The sequence below is a fragment of the Azonexus sp. genome (assembly GCF_030824335.1).
Classification (GTDB): domain Bacteria; phylum Pseudomonadota; class Gammaproteobacteria; order Burkholderiales; family Rhodocyclaceae; genus Azonexus.
In genome coordinates this window covers 29,372-52,313 of sequence record NZ_JAVBXX010000011.1, presented here as the reverse complement: position 1 = coordinate 52,313, position 22,942 = coordinate 29,372, and the positions used below count along the sequence as shown (strand labels likewise).

At 61.6% G+C, this 22,942-nt stretch carries 16 protein-coding genes; 6 read left to right on the top strand and 10 right to left on the bottom strand.

Features of this window, described 5'->3' with window-relative positions; genetic code table 11:
- Position 1: 1 nt before the first annotated feature.
- A complete protein-coding gene (locus tag RCI20_RS07755; protein WP_306604108.1) occupies positions 2-1,144 on the bottom strand; it encodes an efflux RND transporter periplasmic adaptor subunit in 1,143 nt (380 codons plus the stop codon).
- A gap of 130 nt (positions 1,145-1,274) precedes the next feature.
- On the opposite strand from RCI20_RS07755, the gene RCI20_RS07750 reads away from it, so the two are divergent.
- The gene (locus tag RCI20_RS07750; RefSeq protein ID WP_306604107.1) at positions 1,275-1,889 is read left to right on the top strand and encodes a TetR family transcriptional regulator; all 615 of its coding nucleotides are present in this window, start codon (positions 1,275-1,277) and stop codon (positions 1,887-1,889) included.
- 25 nt (positions 1,890-1,914) lie between these two features.
- Here RCI20_RS07750 and rarD read toward each other — a convergent pair whose 3' ends face one another.
- Both rarD and RCI20_RS07740 read right to left on the bottom strand, forming a co-directional pair.
- Complete coding sequence (gene rarD, locus RCI20_RS07745) at positions 1,915-2,793, bottom strand: EamA family transporter RarD (protein ID WP_306604105.1); 879 nt, start codon at positions 2,791-2,793, stop codon at positions 1,915-1,917.
- Between the two features lie 2 nt (positions 2,794-2,795).
- Positions 2,796-3,488, bottom strand: coding sequence for a DUF599 domain-containing protein (locus RCI20_RS07740; RefSeq protein WP_306604103.1), 693 nt, complete (start codon positions 3,486-3,488; stop codon positions 2,796-2,798).
- Positions 3,489-3,628: 140 nt separating this feature from the next.
- Here RCI20_RS07740 and RCI20_RS07735 point away from each other — a divergent pair, with 140 nt between their 5' ends.
- Together RCI20_RS07735 and RCI20_RS07730 are read left to right on the top strand one after the other, a co-directional pair.
- Positions 3,629-6,082: an EAL domain-containing protein gene (locus tag RCI20_RS07735; protein WP_306604101.1), complete on the top strand. Its 2,454-nt coding sequence runs from the start codon at positions 3,629-3,631 to the stop codon at positions 6,080-6,082.
- Between the two features lie 298 nt (positions 6,083-6,380).
- Positions 6,381-7,682 carry a PAS domain-containing protein gene (locus RCI20_RS07730; RefSeq protein WP_306604099.1) on the top strand — a complete coding sequence of 434 codons (1,302 nt, stop codon included), beginning with the start codon at positions 6,381-6,383 and terminating at the stop codon, positions 7,680-7,682.
- On the opposite strand, the gene pbpC is transcribed toward RCI20_RS07730, so the two are convergent.
- Positions 7,683-9,854: a penicillin-binding protein 1C gene (gene pbpC / locus RCI20_RS07725; RefSeq protein WP_373691501.1), complete on the bottom strand. Its 2,172-nt coding sequence runs from the start codon at positions 9,852-9,854 to the stop codon at positions 7,683-7,685. It lies immediately after the preceding gene.
- A 17-nt stretch (positions 9,855-9,871) separates the two neighbouring features.
- Positions 9,872-10,441, bottom strand: coding sequence for a DUF1415 domain-containing protein (locus tag RCI20_RS07720; protein ID WP_306604097.1), 570 nt, complete (start codon positions 10,439-10,441; stop codon positions 9,872-9,874).
- 171 nt (positions 10,442-10,612) lie between these two features.
- Here RCI20_RS07720 and RCI20_RS07715 point away from each other — a divergent pair, with 171 nt between their 5' ends.
- The 3 genes from RCI20_RS07715 to RCI20_RS07705 all read left to right on the top strand — a co-directional run bounded on the left by RCI20_RS07715 (position 10,613) and on the right by RCI20_RS07705 (position 12,043).
- Positions 10,613-10,936 carry a thiosulfate sulfurtransferase GlpE gene (locus tag RCI20_RS07715; protein WP_306604095.1) on the top strand — a complete coding sequence of 108 codons (324 nt, stop codon included), beginning with the start codon at positions 10,613-10,615 and terminating at the stop codon, positions 10,934-10,936.
- Complete coding sequence (locus RCI20_RS07710) at positions 10,933-11,565, top strand: glutathione S-transferase family protein (RefSeq protein ID WP_306604094.1); 633 nt, start codon at positions 10,933-10,935, stop codon at positions 11,563-11,565. Before RCI20_RS07715 ends, RCI20_RS07710 begins: the two co-directional genes overlap by 4 nt.
- Positions 11,566-11,659: 94 nt before the next feature.
- Entirely contained in the window at positions 11,660-12,043 is a 384-nt protein-coding gene (locus tag RCI20_RS07705; protein WP_306604093.1) for a DUF302 domain-containing protein, read from the top strand.
- Positions 12,044-12,115: 72 nt separating this feature from the next.
- Here RCI20_RS07705 and RCI20_RS07700 read toward each other — a convergent pair whose 3' ends face one another.
- From RCI20_RS07700 to RCI20_RS07680, 5 genes are all read right to left on the bottom strand, one after another.
- The gene (locus RCI20_RS07700) at positions 12,116-13,750 is read right to left on the bottom strand and encodes a methyl-accepting chemotaxis protein (RefSeq protein WP_306604092.1); all 1,635 of its coding nucleotides are present in this window, start codon (positions 13,748-13,750) and stop codon (positions 12,116-12,118) included.
- A gap of 159 nt (positions 13,751-13,909) precedes the next feature.
- A complete protein-coding gene (locus RCI20_RS07695) occupies positions 13,910-14,560 on the bottom strand; it encodes a response regulator transcription factor (RefSeq protein WP_306604091.1) in 651 nt (216 codons plus the stop codon).
- Entirely contained in the window at positions 14,557-16,143 is a 1,587-nt protein-coding gene (locus tag RCI20_RS07690) for a PAS domain S-box protein (RefSeq protein WP_306604090.1), read from the bottom strand. The genes RCI20_RS07695 and RCI20_RS07690 overlap by 4 nt, the downstream gene beginning before the upstream one ends.
- Before the next feature lie 130 nt (positions 16,144-16,273).
- Positions 16,274-21,976, bottom strand: a complete 5,703-nt coding sequence (locus RCI20_RS07685) for an alpha-2-macroglobulin (protein ID WP_306604088.1) — start codon at positions 21,974-21,976, stop codon at positions 16,274-16,276.
- 64 nt (positions 21,977-22,040) lie between these two features.
- Positions 22,041-22,922, bottom strand: a complete 882-nt coding sequence (locus tag RCI20_RS07680) for an HDOD domain-containing protein (protein ID WP_306604086.1) — start codon at positions 22,920-22,922, stop codon at positions 22,041-22,043.
- Between the last annotated feature and the right edge of the window lie 20 nt (positions 22,923-22,942).

Genomic DNA, 22,942 nt, shown 5'->3' with positions numbered 1-22,942 from the left:
CTTAGTCCTTCTTCGCCGGGGCGGCGTCGCCCTTGCCGGGGGCAGCGCCCGGCGCAGGTGGCTGCTGGCCGGGGGCATGCGGAGCAATGGGGGCGCCGGGGCGCAGCTTCATCAGATTGTCGATGATCACCTTGTCGCCAGCCTGCAGTCCGCCCAGAATGACCCAGTCCTTGCCATGCCATTCGCCGGTCTTGACCGGTCGCGGGGCAACCTTGTTTTCGGCGCCGGCCAGCATCAGCAGGGGGCCTTGCTCGCTCTGGACGACCGCCGATTGCGGGACCAGGAAAACGCCATCGCGTTCGCCGGTCAACAGCCGGATGCGGACGAACTGGCCGGGCAGCAATTGCTGCTCGGGATTGGCGAACTCGGCACGCAATGCCTGGGTGCCCAGCGTGGTGTCTATGTTGGTGGCAACGAAATTCAGCTTGCCCGTTTGTCCGTAGACTTCGCCGTTGGGCAAAACCAGTTCGACGCCGGTGATCTTTTTCGCATTCAGCTTGCCGCCGGGCAGTTTCGCCAGATCGCTCTCGCCCAGCGAGAAACTGACCCACATCGGATTGGTCTGGTAGATCGAGGTCAGCAGGCTGTCGGCCCCGGTGTTGACCAGATTGCCTTCGGAGCGTGCGGCGCGACCGGTCGTTCCGGAAACCGGTGCGGTGACCGTGGTCCACGACAGGTTCAGTTCGGCCTGGCGCAAGGCGGCTTGGGCCATCGCGTCGGCCGACACAGCGTCGTCGTAATCCTTCTGGCTGATCGCCTTGGCTTCGGCCAGGCCTTTCAGGCGGTTCATTTCACGCGCTGTCTGGTTGGCGCGGGCGCGCGCTTCGGCATGGGCAATCTCGTACGGTGCACGGTCGATCTGGAACAGTGGCTGACCGGCTTTGACCGTTTCGCCTTCCTGATACAGGCGCTTGAGCAGAATGCCGCCAACGCGTGCCCGGACTTCGGTTTCACGGGCACCTTCGGTCTGGGCCATGATTTCGATGCTACTGGCGACTTTCTGGGGCTGCATGTCGAGTACCGTGACCGGCATCGGTCCCATGGCCGGGGCGGCGGGGGGGGCACCATTCGAGCAGCCGGCGAGCAGTGCCGCAGCGAGCAGGGTGGCGAGAAGAGGGCGCCGCATTGAGGAAGGGGTGATCATGGGTATGCTCCAGCAGGAAGTTTTGCGCTATTATATACAATCAAGGATGTATGTAAATAAGCCGGTTTTTTTTGATTCGACTTAACATTTGCATTGGCGCGGCGCATCATGCGCGCCCTGGAGAGAGAAAATGGTCAGAAAAACCAAGGAAGAAGCCGAGCAGACGCGCAAGGATATCCTCAATGCTGCACGCATCGTGTTTCATGAATGTGGTGTCAGTCGTTCTTCGCTGGAAAAAATAGCCAAGGCGGCTGGCGTGACCCGCGGCGCCATTTACTGGCACTTCAAGGACAAGGCCGAGCTGTTCTTCGCCATGCGCGAAGAGGTTTTCGTGCCCATGCTGGGGCGTACGGATGCCATTCTCTACGATCCCAATCACGCCAATCCGCTGGATGCCATCGAAGGCTCGATCGCCGAGTTTTTCCGTGTTCTGGAGGATAGCCTGCAATTTCGCGAGGTTTTCGAGGTCATGATTTCGCGCTGCGAATACGTCGAAGAATTTGCCAGTGTTCAGCAGGAGGTCGGTCGGCCGGCGCAGGATTTTCTCGAGAAAATCCTGCGCATGTACCGGCTGGCCGCGGAAAAAGGCTATTTGCGTGCCGGCATCGCGCCGGAAGCGGCGGCCCGCGATACCTGGGCGTTTACCAGTGGCCTGTTGCACCTGATGCTGGGTTGTCGCAAGGGTACGGGCCTCGAGCAGGAAATCCCCGGCATGATCGCCGCGCACATGGCGATGCGGCGCTGAAGCAGCATTGGTTCGGGCGATATGCCTAGCGATACTTTTGCCAGGCACTCCAGCTGAAGATCAGCAGGCCGAGCCAGATCAGGCCGAACGTGAGCAGCTTGCCCATATGCAGGGGTTCGTTGAAAACGTAAACCGCAGTCAGAAACTGCATCGTCGGGTTGATGTACATCAGCATGCCGACCGTTGCCAGATCAAGTCGCTGGGTGGCTGCGGCAAAGGCAATCAGCGGCAAGGCAGTGAGAATGCCGGCACCGATCAGCCATGTTGCGGTCGACAGGTCGCTGAAGACGAAAACCGCATGCCCGTCCTGCGCCTGCCATAGCGCATAAATCAGGCAAACCGGCAGCATGACCAGCGTTTCCAGCCACAGCCCGGACAGTGCATCGACCGGCACTTGTTTGCGCACCAGCCCGTAAGTACCGAAGGTGGCGGCAAGAAACAGCGATACCCAGGGCAGGCCGCCGAGGGTGATGATTTCGTTGAGTAGTGCCGCGAGGGCCAGGGCGATGGCCAGCCATTCCTTGCCGTTCAGGCGTTCCTTGAGAATCAGCAGGCCGAGCAGGACATTGACCAATGGCGTCAGGAAATAACCGAGGCTGGATTCGACGACCTGATGGTTGCCGACGGCCCACAGGAAAACCAGCCAGTTGCTGCCGACCAGCAGTGCAGCCAGAGACAACATGGCGATTTGGCGCGGTCGACCGAGAATATTGCGAACTTTTCCCCACTGCTGACTCAAGGTCAGCAGCAGACTGACGAACAGGCAGGCCCACAAGGCCCGGTTGGCCAGGATATCCATCGGTGCGATGTGCGAAAGCTGATGGAAGTAGAGCGGGAAAAAGCCCCAGATTCCATAGGCAAGCAGGCCGAAAGCGATACCGGCCAAAGGGTGTTTTGCCGACATCCTTAGTCCTTGTCGTTGAGGACGGTGAGCGCCGCCGAGCGATAGTCGCGTCGGTAAAGAACGATGGTTATGCCCAGCGTGGTCAGGGCAAGCAGGATGGGGTGCAGTAGCCAGGTTGCTGCGGCCAGCCCGAAATAATAGGCGCGGATGCCGCGATTGAAATCATCGCCGGCGAGGTTGTTGGTGCCGGCAATGCGCCGGATGAAGGCGTCGATTTCCGGATTACCGGCAGCGCCGACGGGCGCAGCCCCGATGAGAATCGACAGCAGGTTGAACTGGCGCAGCGACCAGGTAAATTTGAAGTAGGCGAAGACGAAACAGGCAAGGACCAGCATCAGCTTTATTTCCAGCAACTCGCGGTTGCCCGGCCCGGCAAAGGGCAGGTCGGCCGCGATGCCGAGCAACTGGTCGGCGGCACCGAGTGCCGCGACCAGGCCGGCAATGATGTAGATGGTGGTATTGGCGTAAAACGAGACACTGTTGACCAGATTGCCAATCAATGACGAGTCGGAAATCCGTATTTCGCGTTCCATGATGCGTTGAGCCCAGGCCAGACGGTAGTGCTGCGTGCTACGAATCAGGCCGCCGGCACCTTGTGCGCTGTGCTCGGAAAACCAGGCATAACCGGCCCAGCAGGCAAAGAAAATTGCCAGGGAAACCCAGTCGACCGCAGAAAGATGAGGAAAGGCATGCATGGCGGCAGTGTGCCACAAGGCAAGGAATGACTGACACAGGGATTGCCTGGGTCAGTAGAATGATGGTTTTGTTACGCTTGTCACTATCGGCAACACGTAAAACACAGGACGAAAGGCGCAAATGATTGAGGAAAGCTGGCATGCCGGCACTTAGTACGAACCTTTTGTTCGACGAATGGGCTGATATTTTTGCCGGATTGCCCGTGGTTTTTTATCGCTTTACGCCACAGCGCGGCGGTACTTTCTATTCGCCGCAGGTTGAAGCCCTGCTGGGCTATCGGGCCGAGCAACTGCTGGCCGAGCCCATGTACTGGCACGATGCGATTCACCCGGAGGATTTGCCGGCGGTCGATCACGCTATCGCCGCGTTGAGCGAAACGTCGCTTTCCTTCGATCTCGAATACCGTATTCGTCATCGGCAGGGGCACTGGATCTGGCTGCACGATCGTTGTGTGCGGCGAGTCGATGCGCAGGGTGAGCCGAGTCTGGTTGGCATGGTTACCGATATCAGCACGCGCAAGGCCGCCGAAACGTTACGCGAGGGTAGCAAGCAGCAGTTGGCGCAGATCCTGGACAGTCTGGATGTTGCGGTATTGCTCTACGACACCGGTAGCGGCAGCCTGATCCGCGCCAGCAATGCGGCAGCCTGCAAGCTGTTTGGCTACAGCCCGACGCACATCTGCAATTTGAATCTGGAAACGCTGCACCTCGAAACCGCAGCTTTCGAGTCCTTCGATCTGCTGTCCAGGGAAGCCTTGCGTAGCGAAGCGCATTTTTTCACCGAATGGCCCTTGCGTCGTGCCGATAACTCGGTTTTTCCAGCTGAGTTGCGCATCCGGCGATTGAACAGCGATTGCGCCGAGCAATTGTTCATCGCGGTGATTAGCGATCTGACGGAAAAATATGCCTACGAGGAAGACCTCGCGCTGGCGCGACAGGTTTTCGACAATGCGTCCGAAGCCGTGATGATTACCGATGCCGAAAATCGCATCGTCAGCGTCAATACCGCCTTCACCATCATCACCGGCTGGTCGCTGGAGGAGTCGGTCGGGCGCAATCCATCTTTCCTGTCCTCGGGCAAGCAGGGGCCGGATTTTTATCGCGAGATGTGGCAAATCCTGCACGATGCCGGTGTCTGGCAGGGTGAAGTGGTCAATCGCCGGCGCAGCGGCCAGTATTATGCCGAATGGCTGTCGATCTCGACGGTGCGCAATCGGCAGGGCAAGGTCACGCATTACCTGGCGATCTTCTCCGACATCAGCGAACGCAAGCGCGCCGAGGGTTTGATCCACCGTTACTCCTGGTTCGACAGCCTGACCGATCTGCCAAACAAGGCGCTACTGATCGACCGTGTCAATCAGGCCATCATCACAGCGCAGAACGAAGGCCGGCCGTTGTATCTGATTGCGCTGAACCTGAATCGCCTGAAGCAGATCAATGACTCCTTCGGCCATCGTGCCGGGGACGAAGTGCTGAAAGTCGTTGCCCAGCGCCTGGTTGCGGCAACGCGCGAAGGCGATACCGCGTCGCGCATCACCGGCGACGATTTCGTCGTGCTGGCGCCGCGTCTCAGTCAGCATCATCGGGCGCTGGCCTTGAGCCAGCGTTTGCTTGACAGCGTCAATGCGGCCATCTCGATCGAGGGAAACACGATCCACATTTCGGCCAATTGCGGCATTTCGGTTTTCCCGTCCGATGGTCGCGATCCGGAAGGCCTGCTGATGAATGCCGACGCGGCACTGAATCATTCGCGTAACCAGGGGCCGAACAAGGCAGCTTTCTTCGAGCCACACATGAATACCGAGATTCTCGAGAAGATCGGCATGCAAGGCGAGTTGAAGTCGGCACTCGACCAGGGCGAATTCCTGCTGCATTTCCAGCCGCAAATCAATTTGACGACCGGCAAGCTGGCCGGGGTCGAAGCCCTGATTCGCTGGATACACCCGGAGCGGGGCGTGGTTTCGCCGGCGCAGTTCATCCCGATGGCGGAAGACCTGGGCCTGATCATTCCCATCGGCGAATGGGTGATCGACGAAGCCTGTCGCTGCCTGGCTCGCTGGCGTCAGGCCGGACATCGGGATTTGCTGGTTGCGGTCAATCTGTCGGCGCACCAGTTCACCCATGCCAACCTGATTCCGGTGGTCAAAGCCGCCATCAAGCGCCACGCCATTCCGCCAGCCTGTCTGGAAATGGAAATCACCGAGGGGGTGGCGATGCACGATGCCGATGAAGTGCTGACCCGCCTGCAGGAATTGAAGAATATCGGCGTCAAGATCTCGATTGACGATTTCGGTACCGGCTATTCCTCGCTGGCCTACTTGCGCCGTTTCCCGGTAGACAAGCTGAAGATCGACCAGTCCTTCATCCGTGACATGCTGGAAAGCAGCGAAGCTACGTCTATCGTGCGTGCCGTCGTCGCACTGGCTCACGGTCTTTCCCTGTGCGTCATCGCCGAAGGCGTCGAGACCACAGCGCAGCGGGACATCCTGCTGGAGCTTGGTTGTGACGAGATTCAGGGTTATCTGCTGTCGCGGCCGATTTCGTTTGAAGACATGACATCCTGGCTGGCAAGGGAGCCGGCAGCATCCCTTTGAGTCGCAGAACCGGGGCCATCTCCCGGTTCCATGTCTCGCGTCGCTTCATCTTCCCGCAAAAATAGCCGGAAAACCCCCGTAGACCGCAGGATTCATGCCCATAACGGGCATGAATGGCAATCCGGCAACTCGCTTCTGTGGCCTGATGCCGCTGGCTTCATCACGCCTTTTTCCAAGTAGCAAGCACTGTTTGTATATTGTTGATTTTGTCAGAAATGTATCGAAATTATCAATTAATGCTGTTGTTTTGGTGTTTTCGTTGATATAGTTGCCATTTTTGTCGTTCTTTGGGAACGTAATGCGACTTGTCAAAAAAGATGAATCTCAGGTTTGGCCGAGCGAAAGCCCGGAATTGCTCGATGCCCTGATCCAGGGGAGCCCGGTTGCCACTTTCGTGATCGACCATGCGCATCGCATTACGCACTGGAACAAGGCTTGCGAATTGGTGACCGGGGTTGCTGCCCGCGACGTGATCGGGACCTGTGAGCATTGGCGCGGGTTCTATCCGGCGCCGCGACCTATCCTTGCCGACTATATTGTTGCCGGTGAAATCGAGCAGGCAATGGCATCGTACGAAGCAGGTAATTGCCGGGCTTCCAGAATTATTACCGGCGCCTATGAAGCCGAAGGTTTTTTCCCCAGCTTGGGAGAAAAAGGCTGCTGGCTGTATTTCACTGCCGCCCCACTGCTCGGTCGGAACGGCGAGTTGCTGGGGGCGATCGAAACCTTGCAGAATATTACGGCGCGCAAACTGGCCGAACAGCAGTTGCAGGCCAATAACGACGCGCTAGAGCAACAGGTGGAAGCGCGAACGCAGGAACTTCAGCAACGGAACGCCGAATTGGTTGAAATGCTGCGCGAGCGTTGCGAACTGGAAAATCGTGCCGGCATGGCCAGCAACACGGCTTTCGCTGCCATGAGCAGCATGGGCGAGATGGGCGTTTTGCTGCAGGTGCTGCAAAGTTTCAACGCCTGTAGCAAGGCGAGCGAGGTTGGCGAGGCCGCACTGAATGCGCTGAGCCAGTATGGCCTGCAAGGTGCCGTACAGGTCCGGATGCCGGGTCAGGCGATCAAAACGCTGCCCGAAGGCGGACGGCTGGAAGCGGCAACTTTCGATAACTTGATCGATATGGGGCGCGTCGTCAATTTCTACAGTCGCACATTGGTCAACTACCCTTATTTGTCGCTTTTGGTCAGCAACATGCCCAAGGACGATGAAGAACGTGCCGGGCGAATCCGGGACAACATCGCCATTCTGGCCGAGGCGGCCGATGCGCGCTTGCATGCGCTGGAGAGCGAGGCGGGCAATCACCGGCGGCAGGATGCCATCGTTGGTAGCCTGGATGGCATCCGCACTTTGCTGGCATCCATCGAGTCAAGACAGCAGCAGTCGCTGGCAGCCAGTCGCCTGGCAATTCACGGGCTGGCCGAAACCCTGGAAAAGCTCTTCGTCCACCTCGGCTTGACCGAGAGTCAGGAAGAGCGCTTGCTCGAAACTGTTCGTTCCAGCCTGGACAGCATCCTGGATGCCCAGGATGGACAAGGGGATTTCCGGATTGAGTTGTCGGGCATCATCAAGCGCCTGTCCGAATTTTCCTGATCAAGGTGTCTTGCCGCGCATTGCCCGGACTTCGATATCGACGCCATCCAGTAGATTGCCGCGAGCGTCGTGCAGGCTCAGGCGATGCCGGCCCGGTTGGGGCAACCAGCGTGCTTTGGCTTCTGCCTTGAGCAGCGGTTTGCCGTTGATCCGCCAGTGCCAGCCATGTTCTGCCGCCCCGGATAAACGTAGCGGGATGCGCTGGCGCTCGGGCGGGATGTCCGGGTCGAGCGCGATGATGCTGCCGCTCGTCGGGTAGGCGATGCGGCTCAGTGCTTTGGCGCTGGCCGCGTGAATGACGGACATTTCCGTCCCGTGCAGAAACCATTCGCTTCGTGCCGGTTCGCTGGCCGGCACAAAACGGATGGCGCGTTGGCTCAGGCCGGCTGGTGCGGTCGGTGGCCGGCTATCGACAATCGCTCGCCCCTTGCCCGGATCGCCACGCTGCAGCCAGTCCATGACTTCGCGCCAGGCCGGCGCAGCACCGGAGATGCCGGATACGTCGTGCATCGGGCTACCGCTGGCATTGCCGACCCAGACGGCGACGGTATAGCGGCGCGAGAAGCCGACGCACCAGTTGTCGCGCATATCCTTGCTGGTGCCGGTCTTGACTGCCGACCAGTACGGCGTACTTAGCCAGGATTCGAGCCCGAAGGTATCGGCGCGGGCGTTACGGTCGGCCAGAATGTCGGCGATCAAAAAGGCCGTTGCCGGCGCGTTGACCGTACGCGGCGGGCCTGTGAAGACGCCATTGCAGCCGCCTTGGCTGCAGGGCGGAGAAGCCACTGTTCGACCCGGTAGCGTCCGCAACGGCGACCAGCGCCCGCCGTTGGCCAGGCTGCGGTAAGCATTGGCCAGCATCAGCAACGACACGTCGGCCGAGCCGAGTGCCAGGCTGTAGCCGTACCATTCGCCATCTTCCTTCAGGCTGGCAAAGCCGTGTGCCTTGAGCCGGGCATGAAAGGCATCGGTGCCGACGCGGAGCAGCGTCTTGACGGCGGGTACGTTGAGGGAGCCAGCCAGCGCACGCCGTGCCGATACCCAGCCGCGATAATCCGGCTCGTAATTCTGCGGTGTGTACAAGCCATTGCCGGTATCCAGCGACAAGGGCGCATCCTCGATCAGCGAAGCGGGCGTCAGCATGCGCCGCTCGAAGGCCTGGGCGTAAAGGAAGGGTTTCAGCGTCGAGCCGGCCTGGCGCAGGGCCGTGGTGCCATCGACTTCAGGCGCTGCGGAAAGCTCGCCGCTGGAGCCGACCCAGGCGAGAATTTCGCCGCTGGCATTGTCGATGACCAGCACGGCTCCATCCGCGACGTGGTGCAAGTGCAGCGCCGACAATTGGCGGCGTAGTGCGCTGGTGGCGAAGGCTTGCAGATCGGCGTCGAGGCTGCTCCGTTGGTTGCCGCCGGCCTGGGGCAGCAGTTTGTGGGCAAGATGCGGGGCAATTTGCGGCGCATCCTGTTTGCTTTCGCGCAGCTTGCCGTTCAGCGACAGTGCTGCAAAGGCTTCCAGGCCACGGCACTCGTCGGCTTGTTGTAGTTCGCCGAGCAGCGTGCACGCGCGTTGGGCGACGACGCCCGGTGCGCTGTTCGGGGCGCGCAGCAGTGCGGCAGCCAGGGCTGACTCACGGTAGTCGAGGCCATGCGGCCATTTGCCGAACAGTGCCCGGCTCATCGCACCGACACCTTGCAGTTCGCCGCGAAAGGCGACCAGGTTCAGGTAAGCCTCGATGATTTGCCCTTTGCTCCAGGTGCGTTCGAGGCGTAATGCTGCGGTCGACTGGGTGATTTTGCCGAAAAAGCTGCGTCGACCGCGTTTTTGTTCGTTTTCATCGATCAAGCCGGCAAGTTGCATGCTCAGCGTGCTGGCGCCCCGCGTCCGGTTGCCGCGCAGATTGTTCCAGGCGGCATGGCCGGCCGCCAGCCAGTCGACGCCGGCGTGCGTCATGAAGCGCTGGTCTTCGGAGGCGATGACCGCGTGCAGCAGGGCCGGGGAGATGTCCTTGAGTGGCGTCCAGGCCAGGCGTCGCACGCTGTGATCGACGCGCAGGCTGTGCAGTGGCCGACCGTCACGGGCGAACAGCACGGCATCCGAGGGACGGTAAGCGCTTCGGACTTCGTCAAATGTGGGCAGTGCGAAGGCGGGCAGCGCTGCCAGCAGCAGGCAGCACAGCCCGATAAAGCGCCGGCTCAGGGGCGCCAGAGCTTGCCCCAGCCTTCATGACCGAGGTTTTCCATGGTCGCGATATTGCGCTCGAAAATGTCTTTCGCGTCGGGAAAGGCGGCTACGGCCCGGTCGATGCTGCTTTCGCGCAGCAGGTGCAGGGTCGGGTAGGGCGAGCGGTTGGTGAAATTGGCGATATCGTCCGGTTCGCTGCCGGCAAATTCGTATTGCGGATGCAGGCTGGCAATCTGGTAGACCCCATCGAAGCCCAGGTTGCGGATCAACGCGACGGCTTCGGCAACAAAGAAGTGGTAATCGAGAAAATCGGTCATGGCCCGTGGATGGATCAGCAGCGTGGTATCGAGCTGATCGGCCGGCGTTGTGCTCAGCAGGTTCAACTCGTTTTCCACCTCGGCGAGCAAGTCATCGGCCGTGCTTGCTGCGGTCAACGCGTAACGCACCTGCTTTTTGACCACGACGCTTTTGGCGAATGGGCAGAGATTGAGGCCAATGACTGCGCGTTCCAGCCAGGTCTGCGTATCGGCAATGATCTGGCTGGCGTCGGCATCGGTATAGGGATGAAGCAGCGGGGGCATGCGCGGTTCCGGTAGCAGGGGAAGTCTGCATTCTAGCGCCGTGGCTGGCGGATGTCGTACATGCAACACCGGAGCGTACAGAGAAATTCAAGCCAGCCGGGGCTTGCCGGGCAGTTGGTGGCTGGCACCGCTCTTGCGTCACCAAGGCATCAAGGTACGACAGTAAAGATCATGAACGCTAACGACAGAATTCCCTTTCAGTGCATTTCCCCCGCCCAGGCTGCCGATTTGATCCGGCAGGAAAGCCAGCTTGCGGTGTTCGACGTGCGCGATCTCAGCGCCTACCGTCTGGGCCATGTCGCGAATGCCGCGCAGTTGTCGGAGGAGCGCGTGCTGGCCTGGATCAAGCGCTTGCCGAAAGATCAGCCAGTCCTCATCTACTGCTATCACGGCAATGCCAGCCAGACCTACGCGCAGATGTTCAGCGACTTCCGTTTCCAGCGCGTGTTCAGCGTGGACGGTGGCTACGAGAAACTGATGGCGGCGCTGGCATGAGCAAGAAGTTCTACATGACGCCCGGTTCGTGCTCGACCGGCATCCACATCCTGCTTGAAGAGTGTGGTCTGGTGTTCGAGGCTTACATCGTCAATCTGCTGGCTGGCGACCAGTACAAGAAGGATTACCAGGCGATCAATCCCAAGGGCACGATCCCGGCGCTGGTGCTCGACGACGGCACGGCGCTGACCGAATTTTCCGCGATTGCCTGGTGGCTGGCCCGCAGCTACCCGAAACGCCAGTTGCTGCCGGCTGACCTGGCCGGCGAGGTACGTGTGCTCAGCTGGCTCAATTACATCGTCCATACGCTGCATACGCAGGGTTTTGCCCGCATTTTCACGACCGAGCGTTTCGCGCCGAGTTCTTGCGACCATGCATCGGTCAAGGCGCAGGGGCGCCAGATCATTGACCAGGGCTTTGCCCTGATCAACCGTGAACTTGCCGGCCGTGACTGGCTCGCCGACAATTTCGGCATCGCCGACGCGGCGTTGTTCTACGTCGAATTCTGGGCGGTACGCATCGACATCCCGCTGCCCGAACATTGTGCCGCCCACTATCGGCGCATGCTGACACGACCCGCGGTGCGTCAGGTGCTGGCCGAGGAAGGCTATGCGTCGGCCTTGCGTTGATCGGTGCGCTTGATTGAAGGATGGTCGCTGAACAGTTGGCGCAGACGGCAGCAATCCGTTAAATTCCGTGGCGATCCCCTGCAAGGAAGTGCCCGTGTTTTACATCGTCGAAAGCAGCAAATCGTTTTATGAAGCCACCTTTGACCTGGCGCCAGTCGTTCAGCGACTCGGTTTTGCCGTTCTGAAGATTCACGATCTTGGTGAGGCACAACATGGCAAGGCCATCGAACTGGATGACGAGTGCCAGGTGTTTGAAGTCAGCAATGACCGGTTGACCGGAAAGTTGTTGGCCATCGACATGCGCTTGAGTCTGGGTCTGCCCTGGCGCATTTCGGTATTTACCGAAAATGGCGCTACCAAGATCGGCTTGCTCCGGCCGGGCTGCTTGCTTGCCGGCTTCGCCCAGACGGCCGAACTGGCCAGATTGACACTGGAAATTGAAGAAAAGCTGGTGCAGATCGTCGACGAAGCGCGCTGAAAAACGCCCGCTGATCTTTGTGCCCGGCCGGTCGCTTGTCAGGCGCCCGGCTGGGAACGTGCAAAGCGGTTTCTAGACCGTGTACTGCGTCACCGATTTCTGCATGCGTTCGACCATGCTGTTCAGGTGGGTGACCATGGTGGTCGTCTGATTGACCACCGCCATGTTCTGCTCGGTCATCGCGGCCACACGCTCGACACTCTGAGCCATCTGGGTCATCGCCTGCTCCTGCTCATGTGAGGAGTGGGTGATGTCGTTGACCATGGTCATGGTGTTGTCCATCTGGGCATTGATTGCACGTAGCGCCTGCTGGGCGCTTTGGACCAGCGTGACACCGCTTTCCACTTGCTGGGCACCGGAACGCATGCCGGTGACTGCCTTGCCGGTTTCGTTCTGCACCGAGTCGATCATGGTCCGGATTTCTTCGGTGGCCTTGGTGGTGCGCTCGGCCAGTTTACGCACTTCATCGGCGACGACGGCAAAGCCTCTGCCGGCTTCTCCTGCCCGCGCCGCCTCGATGGCCGCATTGAGCGCCAGCAGATTGGTCTGGTCGGCAATATCCTTGATCACTCCGGTAATGCGGGAAATTTCTTCAGATTGCTGACCCAGCCGCTCCACTTGTGCCGCCGAGGTCTTGACCGTATCAGCCAGCGAGAGAATGGTGCTGCATGCTTCTTCCGAGAGCTTTTCGCCATTGTTCGATGCATCTGCTGCCATCTGTGCCGAACTGCGGGTGGCGGCAGCATGCGCTGCAACTTCGCCAATGGATACGGTGATTTCTTCAATACCAGCGGCAGCGGAGGCGGTGGCATCGCTTTGCACACGGGCCGACTGATTGACATTGGCGACGCCCTGGCCGACCTCGTTGGATACCAGTTGCACTTGGGCTGCGGTGTCTGCCATGCCCTGGATGGTGGCCTGGACCGACGAGACAAAGCGATCAATCTTGCGGACGACAATGCCGAGCTCATCCTGTCGTGTCAGATCAAAGCGCAGCTTCAGATTGCCGCTGAGCAGCAGGTTTTCCAGGTATTCGGAAGCGCTGCCGAGGTCGCCGCGCAGCTTGGGAACAAAAAAGAACAGGAAGTAAAGACTCCACAACAGGCCGACCGCACCCAGTATTTGCAGAACGGGGTAGAGCTGTTCCATTTTGAACAGGGTGGTGCCCACGATGGCAATGCTCAGCAATACGGTAAAGATACCGAACAGCATTGGTTGTACGCCCAGGCCAGCAAAGTGGCTGAGTACGGATTTGCGCGCCGGGACTGCCCGTCCGTGGAAAATCCTGATCGATTTGTCGCCCCGTTTGAGCCGTTGGTAAACCGCTTCGGTCGCCTGGATTTCTTCACGTGACGGACAGGTACGTACCGATTGGTAGCCGATGATCTGGCCGCGTTCGCGGACCGGGGAAGCGTTGGCAACCACCCAGTAAAAGCCGCCATCCTGTCGCCGGTTTTTGACAATGCCGCGCCAGGGCCGTCCCTGCTTCAGGTCGCGCCACATGTCCTCGAAGGCTTCGGTCGGCATATCCGGATGGCGTACCATGTTATGCGGCTGGCCCAGCATGTCTTCGCGCCGATAGCCGCTGATCTTGGCAAAGGCTTCGTTGGCTTCGGTGATGGTGCCTTTCAGGTCAGTCCGGGAATAGATGAACTGTCCTTCCGGTAACAGGGTTTCTATATTGGTGACAGGCTGGTTATTACGCATGGGTATCCGGATTGTTGTAGATCGTTTTCGTCGGGATGCCTGGATACCCGAATAACCGGGTCAGCAAGGCAAAGATGTCTCTTCGCCCCATGCTACGCATTGAATCAAGCTGAAACAATTGGTGAAACCGGATAGAAATCTACCGGTAAACGGGTAGTTTCAGGCAGGAAGCAGTTTGTGCCGGATGGCGTAACGCGTCAGTTCGGCCACCGTGCGCAAGCCCAGTTTGCGTTTGATATTGCGTCGGTGGACATCCACCGTCCCCGGCTGTATCGCCATTTCTTCGGCGATTTGCTCCGAGCGCAAGCCGCGGGCAAGCAGGCACAAGACAGCCCGTTCGCGCTTGCCCAATATACCGGGTGCTGCTTCGCGGGAGGCTGCCGGGAGGCCGCTGGGCGTTGCATCCAGCATGGCGGCGGTAATTTCCGGGGAGAGGAAGACATGACCGGCCATGACGGCATGGATGGCGAGAATCAGTTCATGTGTGCCGGCTGATTTGACGACATAGCCTTTGGCACCAGCCTTGAGCATTTCATCGACGAAAATTTTGTCCGCGTAGCCCGACAGGGCGATGATGCGCAGATTCGGCAAGATTGTCAGTGCTTGATGGGCGACTTCGATACCGCTCATATCCGGCAAGCCGACATCCAGCAGGAGCAGGTCAGGTGCGGCTGGTCTGAGTAAGTCGAGCGCTTCGCGACCATGGCCGGCCTGGGCGACGACGGAGAATCCCGGCTCAGCGGTCAGTGGGATGGCCAGCGTTTCGCGCAATAGACGATGGTCGTCGACCAGCATGATGCGGGTGCTCATCGTGCCTCCGGGATATTGATCAGCGAGTTGAGCGGCAGGTTGATGATCACATACAGGCCCTGGTTCGGCGCAGCGTTGATTTTTGTATTGCCGCCAATATAGGCGATCCGTTCCCGGAGACTGGCCAGGCCGAAACCATCGGTTTGTTCCAGACTCTCGTTCAGCTTGTCGGTGCCGATGCCGTTGTCGAGTACGCTGAGCCAGAGTTGATTCTCGTAGTGAACAAATTTGAGGCTTGCCCAGCGGGTGCCGGCATGTCTGGCGACATTGATCAGCAATTCGCGAGCGGCACGGAAGAGGATTTCGGCAATGACGGGATTTACTGCCGGTATATCTTCATCGTGTTCGAAATCAACCTGCAATCCATATTGGTTCGTCATTTCGTCGCACAGCCAGTGCAATGCAGCGGTCAGCCCCAGTTTTCTCAATACCGGCGGGCTCAGTTGTGTCGTCAGCGAACGTACTTGGCGACTGCCGTCGGTCAGCAGGGTCTGCAATTCGGCAATGCCTGCCTGGGCCGTGGGTGAAAGGCTGGTTTCCAGCGCATCCACCTTGAGTCTGATGACATGCAGCAATTGTCCAAGGCCGTCGTGTAAATCCCGCGCCAGCGCTTGACGTTCGCGTTCTTCCGCCAGCGTGCTATCGACGACCAGGCGGCGCAACTGGCTGGTTCGTTCAACGACTCGCTGTTCGAGTTTTTCGTGTGCTTCGTGCAATGCGGCCTCAGCCTTCTTGCGCTTGCAGACATCGCGCCCGACGGATTGTATTTCAACCAGTTGGCCTTGCTCGTCAAAGAATCCCCGATTGACGAACTGCATCCAGTGCACCTCGCCTGAGGTGGAATAAACACGGTTTTCGATCGTGACCAGCGGATTCTCCGGGCTGAGCGTCTGCAACTGTATCTCGACATATTCAAGGTCTGCAGCATGACAGGCCGGCATCCACTGTTGCCCGATCAAATCTTCCGGTGTCTTGCCGAAGAAGCGGCAATAGACATCGTTGACGAAAAGAAAGGTGCCATCCCGTTTAAAGCGGGAAATCAACTCAGTCTGGTCGTCTACAACAGCCCGGTAGCGCTCTTCGCTGTGCCGCAGGCGAGTTTCCGCTTCCTTGATGGCACTGATGTCGGTGACCAGAACAAAAAAACCGCAGACTTCATCGTGTTCAAAGTCGGGAATGTAACTGGCTAAGGCGTGCCTGACCCGAGATCCATCGGGGGTTGGAATGGCGCGTTCGAACTCCTGTCGCTCACCACGCAAAGCCGCCTCGATAAAGGGCAGATTGAGCCGGTAGCGCTCTTCGCCGATGATCTCCTGGATGTGCTTGTCCTTCATGTTTGCCGGGTCGATGCCAAACCATTCGATATAGGCCCGATTGCCGAACTGGTTGCGCTGTTCTTTATCCCAATAGCCCACCATGGCCGGCATCTGGTCAAGAATCGCGCGCAGGCTGCGTTCCTGCTCAGGCCGGGAGCTCTCCGATCTGTGCCGCGCCAGGCTTTGTCGCAGCATGTCATTCTCTGCTTCGAGCTGGCGAATACGCACAGAGGCGGTGGAGTCAGAGGCGGCAGGCTGGGATGGCATGGGGAACGGATTTCCTTCTGCATGACCGGACAAACGTCAGGTCGAAATGCCGAAGCAGTATAGCAGAGGCTTGTTTTCCTCCTGATGTACCCAAAAGATGGGTAGATCGGGAGGGGCGGTGTTCGGCAGTTCAGTCCTGGACGTTGACTCGTGCGTTCGGCAATTCGCCGTAGACATCCGGCGCGTACATCGCCTCGACCCGCGTCGGCGGCAGGGCGAAGTCGCCGGCGTTGTTCAGGCGCACGGTGTAGGCGATCTGCGTACGGCCGCGCGGCAGTACTTCGTAGTAGGCCCGCCAGGCGCTGAAACTGCGCTCGATGAAACTCGGCCAGTGGCCTTCGCGGGCCTCGCTTTCGCCGCTCGTGGCGATGGCCGAGTCGCGGCCGTCGCCGTCGCCGTCGCCGAGGATGCGCGCGCCAGCCGGCACCGGGTCGCTGATCGCCACCCAGCTCATGTCGTGGTCGGCGTCGATGCTCAGCGTCACGCGCCAGAGGTCGCCACGGCTGAACTTGCCCGGCGTCTTCTGCTGTAGCGGTGTCAGTTGCCGGTTGATGCGGTAACCGGCGTAACGCGGTGGGCCGTCGGGGATCGCCGCCAGCACCTGGATGTTGGCCCAGGGCTTGCCACTGCCGGCGTGGCTGAGCGCCAGCGCGTCGTCCTTGCCCGGCTTGGCCGGCCAGGGCAGGGCGAGCGGCTTGCCGTCACTGCTCTTCCAGTCGAATTCGGCGCTGGCCGGGGCAAGCGTCGCCCGGGTGACGCCGGTCACGGCCTCGCGCTCGAACTTCTGCGCGAAGCGGTCGAGCGTCACTCGCGCCCAGGCGTTGGCCGTGGTCGTCAGCCAGCGGCCGCGCTGCTGGCGTTCGAGCGCGCCCTGCAGCAGGCGCGGCAGGTCGGTCTGCCAGTCGGCGTCGTCGAGCATCGCCTCGATCAGGCGGAAGGCGTTGGCATCGGCGCTGGCCATCATCCACCAGCCGTAGTCGGCGCGCTCGTTGGCGAAGACCAGCCGGCTGCCGGCGTAGCCGAGGCGGTTGCGCAGTTCCTGGCGGGCGGCGGCGTATTTTGCGTCGCGTTGCGGCAGTTCGGGCAGCGCCTTGAGCACCAGCGTCCAGTCGATCAGCGCGGCGGTCGGCAGCAACAGCGGGTCGATGTCGAGCGCCGCTGCCGTGCGTTGCGGCTTCTCGCCCTGGCGGACCAGCGCCTGTAAAGCGTTGAGGCGGCGGTGCAGGCGCACGTCGCCGGCAAAGCCGGGCGCCCATTCGTCGCGTTTCAGGCGGCCGTCGACGAAGGCATTCAGGCCTTGCAGCATGCGCCGGCGGCTGTCTTCCGGCAGCGTGAAGCCGGCCAGCGTGACCACGTCGAGCAGGTAGGCGGTCAGCGTCGGGCTGCCGCTCAGGCCGGGGAAGTAGGCGGCCAGGCCGTGGTCGTCGAGGTAGCCGGGCAGGGTATCGGCGATCTGCTGCCAGCGCGCCGGGTCGTGCAGGCCGACCGCGACCGAGGTCTTCTGTTCCAGGCAGGCGTAGGGGTAATCGGCGAAGAAGCGCAGCAGGCCGGGTGGCGGTGTCGCCAGCTTGGGCGACAGCGCGACCTCGAGGCCGCCCTTGCCGGGCAGCGCGCCGGTCGGTTGCGTTACCGGCAGGCGGGTGTCGCCGTCGACGCGCAGGAAGCTGGCGTGCTGGACGGTGACCGGCACGGCAGGCGCCACCTGCTGGGTGATGCGCAGGCTGTCGCTGGCCTTGCCGCCATCTTCGCGGGCGGTGAATTCCCAGGTCTCCGCCGTAATGCCTTCGCCGGCCTGCATCGGCCAGCGCAGTTCGCCGGCGCTTTCCGGTGCCAGCGTCAGTTTCTGCGCAGCCAGCGTTTTTGCCCCGTTTTTGCCGTCGACCGTGAGATTCATTGGCCGGGCGGTGCCGTTGCGCAGCGTCAGCATCGCCGTGTAGCGGTCACCTTCGCGGACCAGCGGCGGCAGGCCGGAGATGATCTGCAGGTCCTGTTTGGTCCTGATCGTCGCGCTGCCGGTGCCGAACAATGCGCTGCCGGCGCTGGCGACGGCGACCAGCTTGAACTCGCTGAGCGAGTCGTTGATCGGTACGCGGATGGTCGCGTTGCCGCCGGCATCGAGCACCACTTTGGGCTGCCACAGCAGCAGCGTGTCGAACAGTTCGCGCGCCGGTGCCTTGCCACCGCCGCCGCCCGGCGGCAGCGCCTTCTTGCCGAAGTGGCGCTTGCCGATGACCATGCCTTGCGCGGTCGCGGTTTCGACCGCGTAGCCGCGTGTCGGCAGCATCGCTTCGAGCAGGTTCCAGGTGTCGTTCGGGCGCAGTTCGAGCAGCGCCTGGTCGACGGCGGCGAAGGCGACCTCGCTGCCGGCCGGCAGCGGCTTGCCGTCGGGCGTGCTGACGCGGATTTTCACCGTTGCCTGTTCGCGCGACTTGTAGTCGGCCTTGTCGCTGCTGACATCAACCTTGAGCTGGAAGGCTTCAGTGCCGACGGCGATCTCGGCCAGACCGATGCGGTATGCGGGCTTAGCCAGGTCGACCATGGCCGTCGGCTGGTCCGGGTTCCACCAGGCGCGGAACCAGGCCAGCGGTTCGCGCCAGCCCCACTGGAACAGGCTGTACCACTTCAGCGGCTCGACCCGGCCACGGACGACCAGCACCGAGATGAAGGCATTCGGCCCCCATTCGCCGCGCACCGGCACTTCCACCGTCGGCTTGAAGCGCGACAACGGCTGGACGAAGCTTTCGAGGATGCCGCCGGCTTCGACCGAGATCAGCGCGGTCGCCTCGCGGAACGGCGTGCGCACCTGGAAGCGGGCGGTTTCGCCTGCGGCCCAGGCCTTTTTCTCCGGGATCACGTCGATGCGGTCCTGGTTGCCGGCGGCGAACCACAGGTCGCCACCGCCGGAAACCCAGTAGCTGGTGCCGGCGCGGGCGACGTTGCCCTTGACGTCGCGGGTCTCGGCGAGCAGGTAGATAGCGCCGGGATCGGCGATGCTGAGCTCGCACAGCAGCAGACCACGGCTGTCGGTCTGGCCGGAGCAGACCTCGCCGAGGTCGCGGTATTCCTGAGTGTTCTCGTAGGCGTAGAAGCCGCCGACGATGCGCCGCCGGTGGCTGCTGTCGATGCGGCGCTTGGCGATGACCTTGACCGCCTGGCCGGCGACCGGTTTGCCGGCGGTGTCGAGGACGACGGCCTGGAGCCGGTTGCCGTTGCCGCCGCTGGCCCAGTCGGCGAGCTTGACGCCGATTTCCAGCGCCGCCGGGCGCAGGTCGACCAGGCCGCGGATGGTCTGGATTTCCCCGTTCGGGTCGGCGAAGCTCATTTCGGCGTAAAGCTCGGCCGGGCTACCGGGTTGGGCCGGCAGCGGCACTTCCAGGCTAGCGGCGCCGCTGGCGTCGAGCTTGAGCTGCTGCTTGTCGAGGACCAGCGTTTCCTCATGCATTTCGCCGTCGACCGCAAAAGCCGCGCGCGCTTCGTCGTCGAAGCCGACATTGAAGCGGTAATCGCCGTAGCGCGGGTGGTGCACCCAGCGCGGGCGCAGCGTGGCCGAAACTTCGACTTCGGCGTGCTTGGCGGCGCCGCCGTTGAGGAAGGACAGGCCGAGCGCCAGCGGCACCTTGGTGGGGGCGATCTGGCGCGCCGGCACGCCCTGGACGCTGCCGGTGAATACCGGCAGGCGGAAGTCGGCGACGCGGAATTCGCTGCTGTAGATTTCGCCGTCGGCGCCGCCCTGGAGGACGATCTGCCAGGTACCGAGCTTGGCCGATTCCGGCACTTTCCAGGCGTTGACCGCACTCGCCTGGGCGTCCCAGGTGATCGGCTGGGTGAATTCGGTGCCACTCTCGTTGTGGCGCAGGACCAGTTTGTTCGGCAATTTCTCCACCGCCGGCAGCGAAAAGCCCCCACTGTCGCGGCTGCGCGCCAGGTGCTTGACCGACAGCGTCTGGCCGGGGCGGAACAGGCTGCGGTCGAGGATGCCGTGGATGCGCAGCGGACTGTTGTCGCCCCAGCTATAGACGCCGAAACGCCATGGCTCGATGCCTTCGTTCCAGTCCGAGCGGACGAAGCTGAAATCGCCGCCGCTGCGGGCGCTGGCGAACAGGAAGCGGTCGCCGTCGCAGTACGGGTTGTCGAGCGCCTGATCGATCTTCGCCCGGCCGAGCGCGTCGGTCTTGCCCTGCCACAGTTGTTTGCCCTCGCAGGTCGACACGCGGACCTCGGCGTCGGCCACCGGCTTGCCGGTGTCGAGCGCGGTGACCCAGACCAGCGCGTTGTCCTGGCCGACTTTCAGATGCACGGCGAGGTTGGTGACCAACGCCGCGCTGCGCACGTACATCGGCTTGGGCGTTGCCAGCAGCGCGTTGCCGAGCAGTCGGCTCTCGATTTCGACGATGTGGTAGCCGGGTTTGCCGAGCGGAATGCCGATTACCTCGAATTCGGCACTGCCGCCAGGCTTGGGCAGTTCCTGGCGGGTGACGCCGGGGCGTTTGGCGAGGAAGGACAGTTCGCGGGCGTAGTAGGGGTCGTAGCGTTCCTCGGGTTTGCCGTCGACGATGACCTTGTATTTGTTGCTCTGCTGTTCGAATTTTGCCAGCGCGCGCATCGCGGCGATCACGTCGGCGTCGTCGGTCAGCCGCTGGTCGCTGAAGCGGTGGCTGCCGGGCAGCGCCAGGCCGGCGGTCTTCAGGCTGGCTTCGACGTTGCGCAGCGTCACCGGCAACAGCCCGCCTTCCTTCAGTTCGACGATGCCGAAGTCGCCGGGGAACTTGGCCAGCGGCGGCAGCGCGCCGGTGCGGAAGGCAAGCGGGAACTTGTTGCCGTTGCTCAACGTGCGGCCGGCTTCGTCCTTCAGTCCGGCCGGCAGTTCCAGTTTCAGTTCGGCGTGTTGCGGCAGCGGGCCGGGGAAGCTGATGCTGTCGAACACCGCCTGCGGATTCTCGCGGTCCAGCGGCTGCGGCGGGCGTGCGCCTGCTGCGGTCGACAGGCGGATTTTGTCGAAAAACTTCACGTCGACCGCAGCACTGAAGTTCAGCCGGATTGCCGACAGCGGCGAGCACGGCGCGCCGGCCTTTTCGCGTTCGCACGACAGGCTGGCGGTGAACGGCTCACGCACCTTGTAGACGAAGGCCTGTTCCTTGTCGGCCGGCGTGCCGTTGCCGGCCTTGATGCCTTTGCCCCAGACCAGTTTCATCTTGCGCCCGGCCGGCAGGTTTTCGCTGCAGGCGACGACGATGGCATGGCCAGGCATGTCGGTCTGACCGATGACTTCCTGGCGCACCGCAGCGGCCACCGGCCGTGCCGGGATGCGCTGGCCGACGCCGTCGGCTTCGCACCAAAGGTGGTTCGCCAGCGACGCCGGGTCGAGCGGGCCGCCGCCGTCGATGACGAAGGCCTGGTCTTCCTCGATCAGCGCGCCGGCACTCGGCCGGATGCGCCAGGGGCGCGGTGCGGCGCCGGTGAATTCGAAACGCTGCTTGCCGCTGATGGCTTCGCCGTTTTTTGCGGTCAACCCGCCGTTGACCGTAAAAATGCAGCGCTCGCCCGGTTGCAGCGAGCGGCTGGGGCGCCAGGTCCAGGTTTGCGTGTCCTGCCAGCGACCTTCGCCGCTGATGCCGGCGCAGTCGATGGCAAACGGTGCCCGCGCGTCGGCGGCGCCGAGCGCGACGATGTCGCTGCTGAAACGTGCACTGACCTGGGACAGGCTGCCGACCGGGCCTTGCGGCTGGAACTGGCGGACGCTGGCGGCGTGGGCGCCGGTGACGAAGGACTGGGTGACGAAGAGCAGGGCGGCGACGAGCAGCGGGGCAAGGGATGGCTGGCAGCGTGTTTTCATGGCGGGGGTTCGTCCTGGTATTCAGGTATTGGCTGACTGACTCCCGTCATTGGGCGGTCAACCCCTAGATCAGTGGATTATCGCTGGCGGCTTCGGATTCCCGTGCTACCTGAATCATTTCTTCGGGCGCTCCGATACGTTCGAGCAGGTGGCTATGGTCGATAAAGAGAAAACTCTCGACAGCCTTGAAGTCATCCGGCAGCGCAGCATCATCCCAGCCGTTGGCGCTGTGCCGGGACAGGTCGACCGCCAGGCTGACATACTTCACGTTGGTCGAGTCGTCATCGGTCGGGTTGAGCAGGGCCAGCAGCAGTTGCGGCAAGCCCCATAGTTCAACCAGCTCGCTCATGATTTCGTTCAGCGGGGCGCCGAATACTTCTTCTTGCACCTGCTGCGTGCGCAGCGTGTGGTCCGCATTGAGCCGTTCGCGGGCGCGCGTGGCCAGCGTCGGGGCAAAGCAGTACATCAGGATTTCGACAAAGTCATGGAGCAAGGCGGCGAGGGATATTTCTTCGAAACGGGTGTTCTGGCGCAGCAATGCCCAGTCGCGCGACCAGCTTGAAGCATGTCTTGAGCGGGCGATCACCTTGAGCAGGCCCAGCATGGCCTTCGGGTGTCCCTTGAGTTGCTGTTCTATGGTCGGCAGCTCCTGGCAGCTCTCGAAGAAATTCTGCATGCCGATCATCACCAGCGATCGTTCGATGGTGGTGATTTCCATGGTCTGGCTTTTGCCGCGGTGCAACTTCATGTAGCGCAGGATGCGCAAGGTCATCAGCGGGTCGTGCAGGACGATATTGGCCAAGGCGCGGGTGTTGATCGTTTCGGCGTTGTCACGCAGTTCGGCCAGTTTTTGCGTGGTGTGGCGCAGTACCGGCAGTTCGATTTCCTTGAAATGTTCGGCCCAGGCCTGGGCGCCCGGGAAGGGAAAATCGATCATCAGGGTCATGGCTTCATTTCTCCACTGCG

Excerpts from the sequence above, each read along its gene's own strand:
- rarD (WP_306604105.1), bottom strand. The coding sequence starts at position 2,793 with ATGTCGGCAAAACACCCTTTGGCCGGTATCGCTTTCGGCCTGCTTGCC.
- RCI20_RS07735 (WP_306604101.1), top strand. The coding sequence starts at position 3,629 with ATGCCGGCACTTAGTACGAACCTTTTGTTCGACGAATGGGCTGATATT.
- RCI20_RS07715 (WP_306604095.1), top strand. The coding sequence starts at position 10,613 with ATGAACGCTAACGACAGAATTCCCTTTCAGTGCATTTCCCCCGCCCAG.
- RCI20_RS07730 (WP_306604099.1), top strand. The coding sequence starts at position 6,381 with ATGCGACTTGTCAAAAAAGATGAATCTCAGGTTTGGCCGAGCGAAAGC.
- RCI20_RS07695 (WP_306604091.1), bottom strand. The coding sequence starts at position 14,560 with ATGAGCACCCGCATCATGCTGGTCGACGACCATCGTCTATTGCGCGAA.
- RCI20_RS07690 (WP_306604090.1), bottom strand. The coding sequence starts at position 16,143 with ATGCCATCCCAGCCTGCCGCCTCTGACTCCACCGCCTCTGTGCGTATT.
- RCI20_RS07750 (WP_306604107.1), top strand. The coding sequence starts at position 1,275 with ATGGTCAGAAAAACCAAGGAAGAAGCCGAGCAGACGCGCAAGGATATC.
- RCI20_RS07755 (WP_306604108.1), bottom strand. The coding sequence starts at position 1,144 with ATGATCACCCCTTCCTCAATGCGGCGCCCTCTTCTCGCCACCCTGCTC.
- RCI20_RS07740 (WP_306604103.1), bottom strand. The coding sequence starts at position 3,488 with ATGCATGCCTTTCCTCATCTTTCTGCGGTCGACTGGGTTTCCCTGGCA.
- RCI20_RS07710 (WP_306604094.1), top strand. The coding sequence starts at position 10,933 with ATGAGCAAGAAGTTCTACATGACGCCCGGTTCGTGCTCGACCGGCATC.
- RCI20_RS07700 (WP_306604092.1), bottom strand. The coding sequence starts at position 13,750 with ATGCGTAATAACCAGCCTGTCACCAATATAGAAACCCTGTTACCGGAA.
- RCI20_RS07680 (WP_306604086.1), bottom strand. The coding sequence starts at position 22,922 with ATGACCCTGATGATCGATTTTCCCTTCCCGGGCGCCCAGGCCTGGGCC.
- RCI20_RS07685 (WP_306604088.1), bottom strand. The coding sequence starts at position 21,976 with ATGAAAACACGCTGCCAGCCATCCCTTGCCCCGCTGCTCGTCGCCGCC.
- RCI20_RS07720 (WP_306604097.1), bottom strand. The coding sequence starts at position 10,441 with ATGCCCCCGCTGCTTCATCCCTATACCGATGCCGACGCCAGCCAGATC.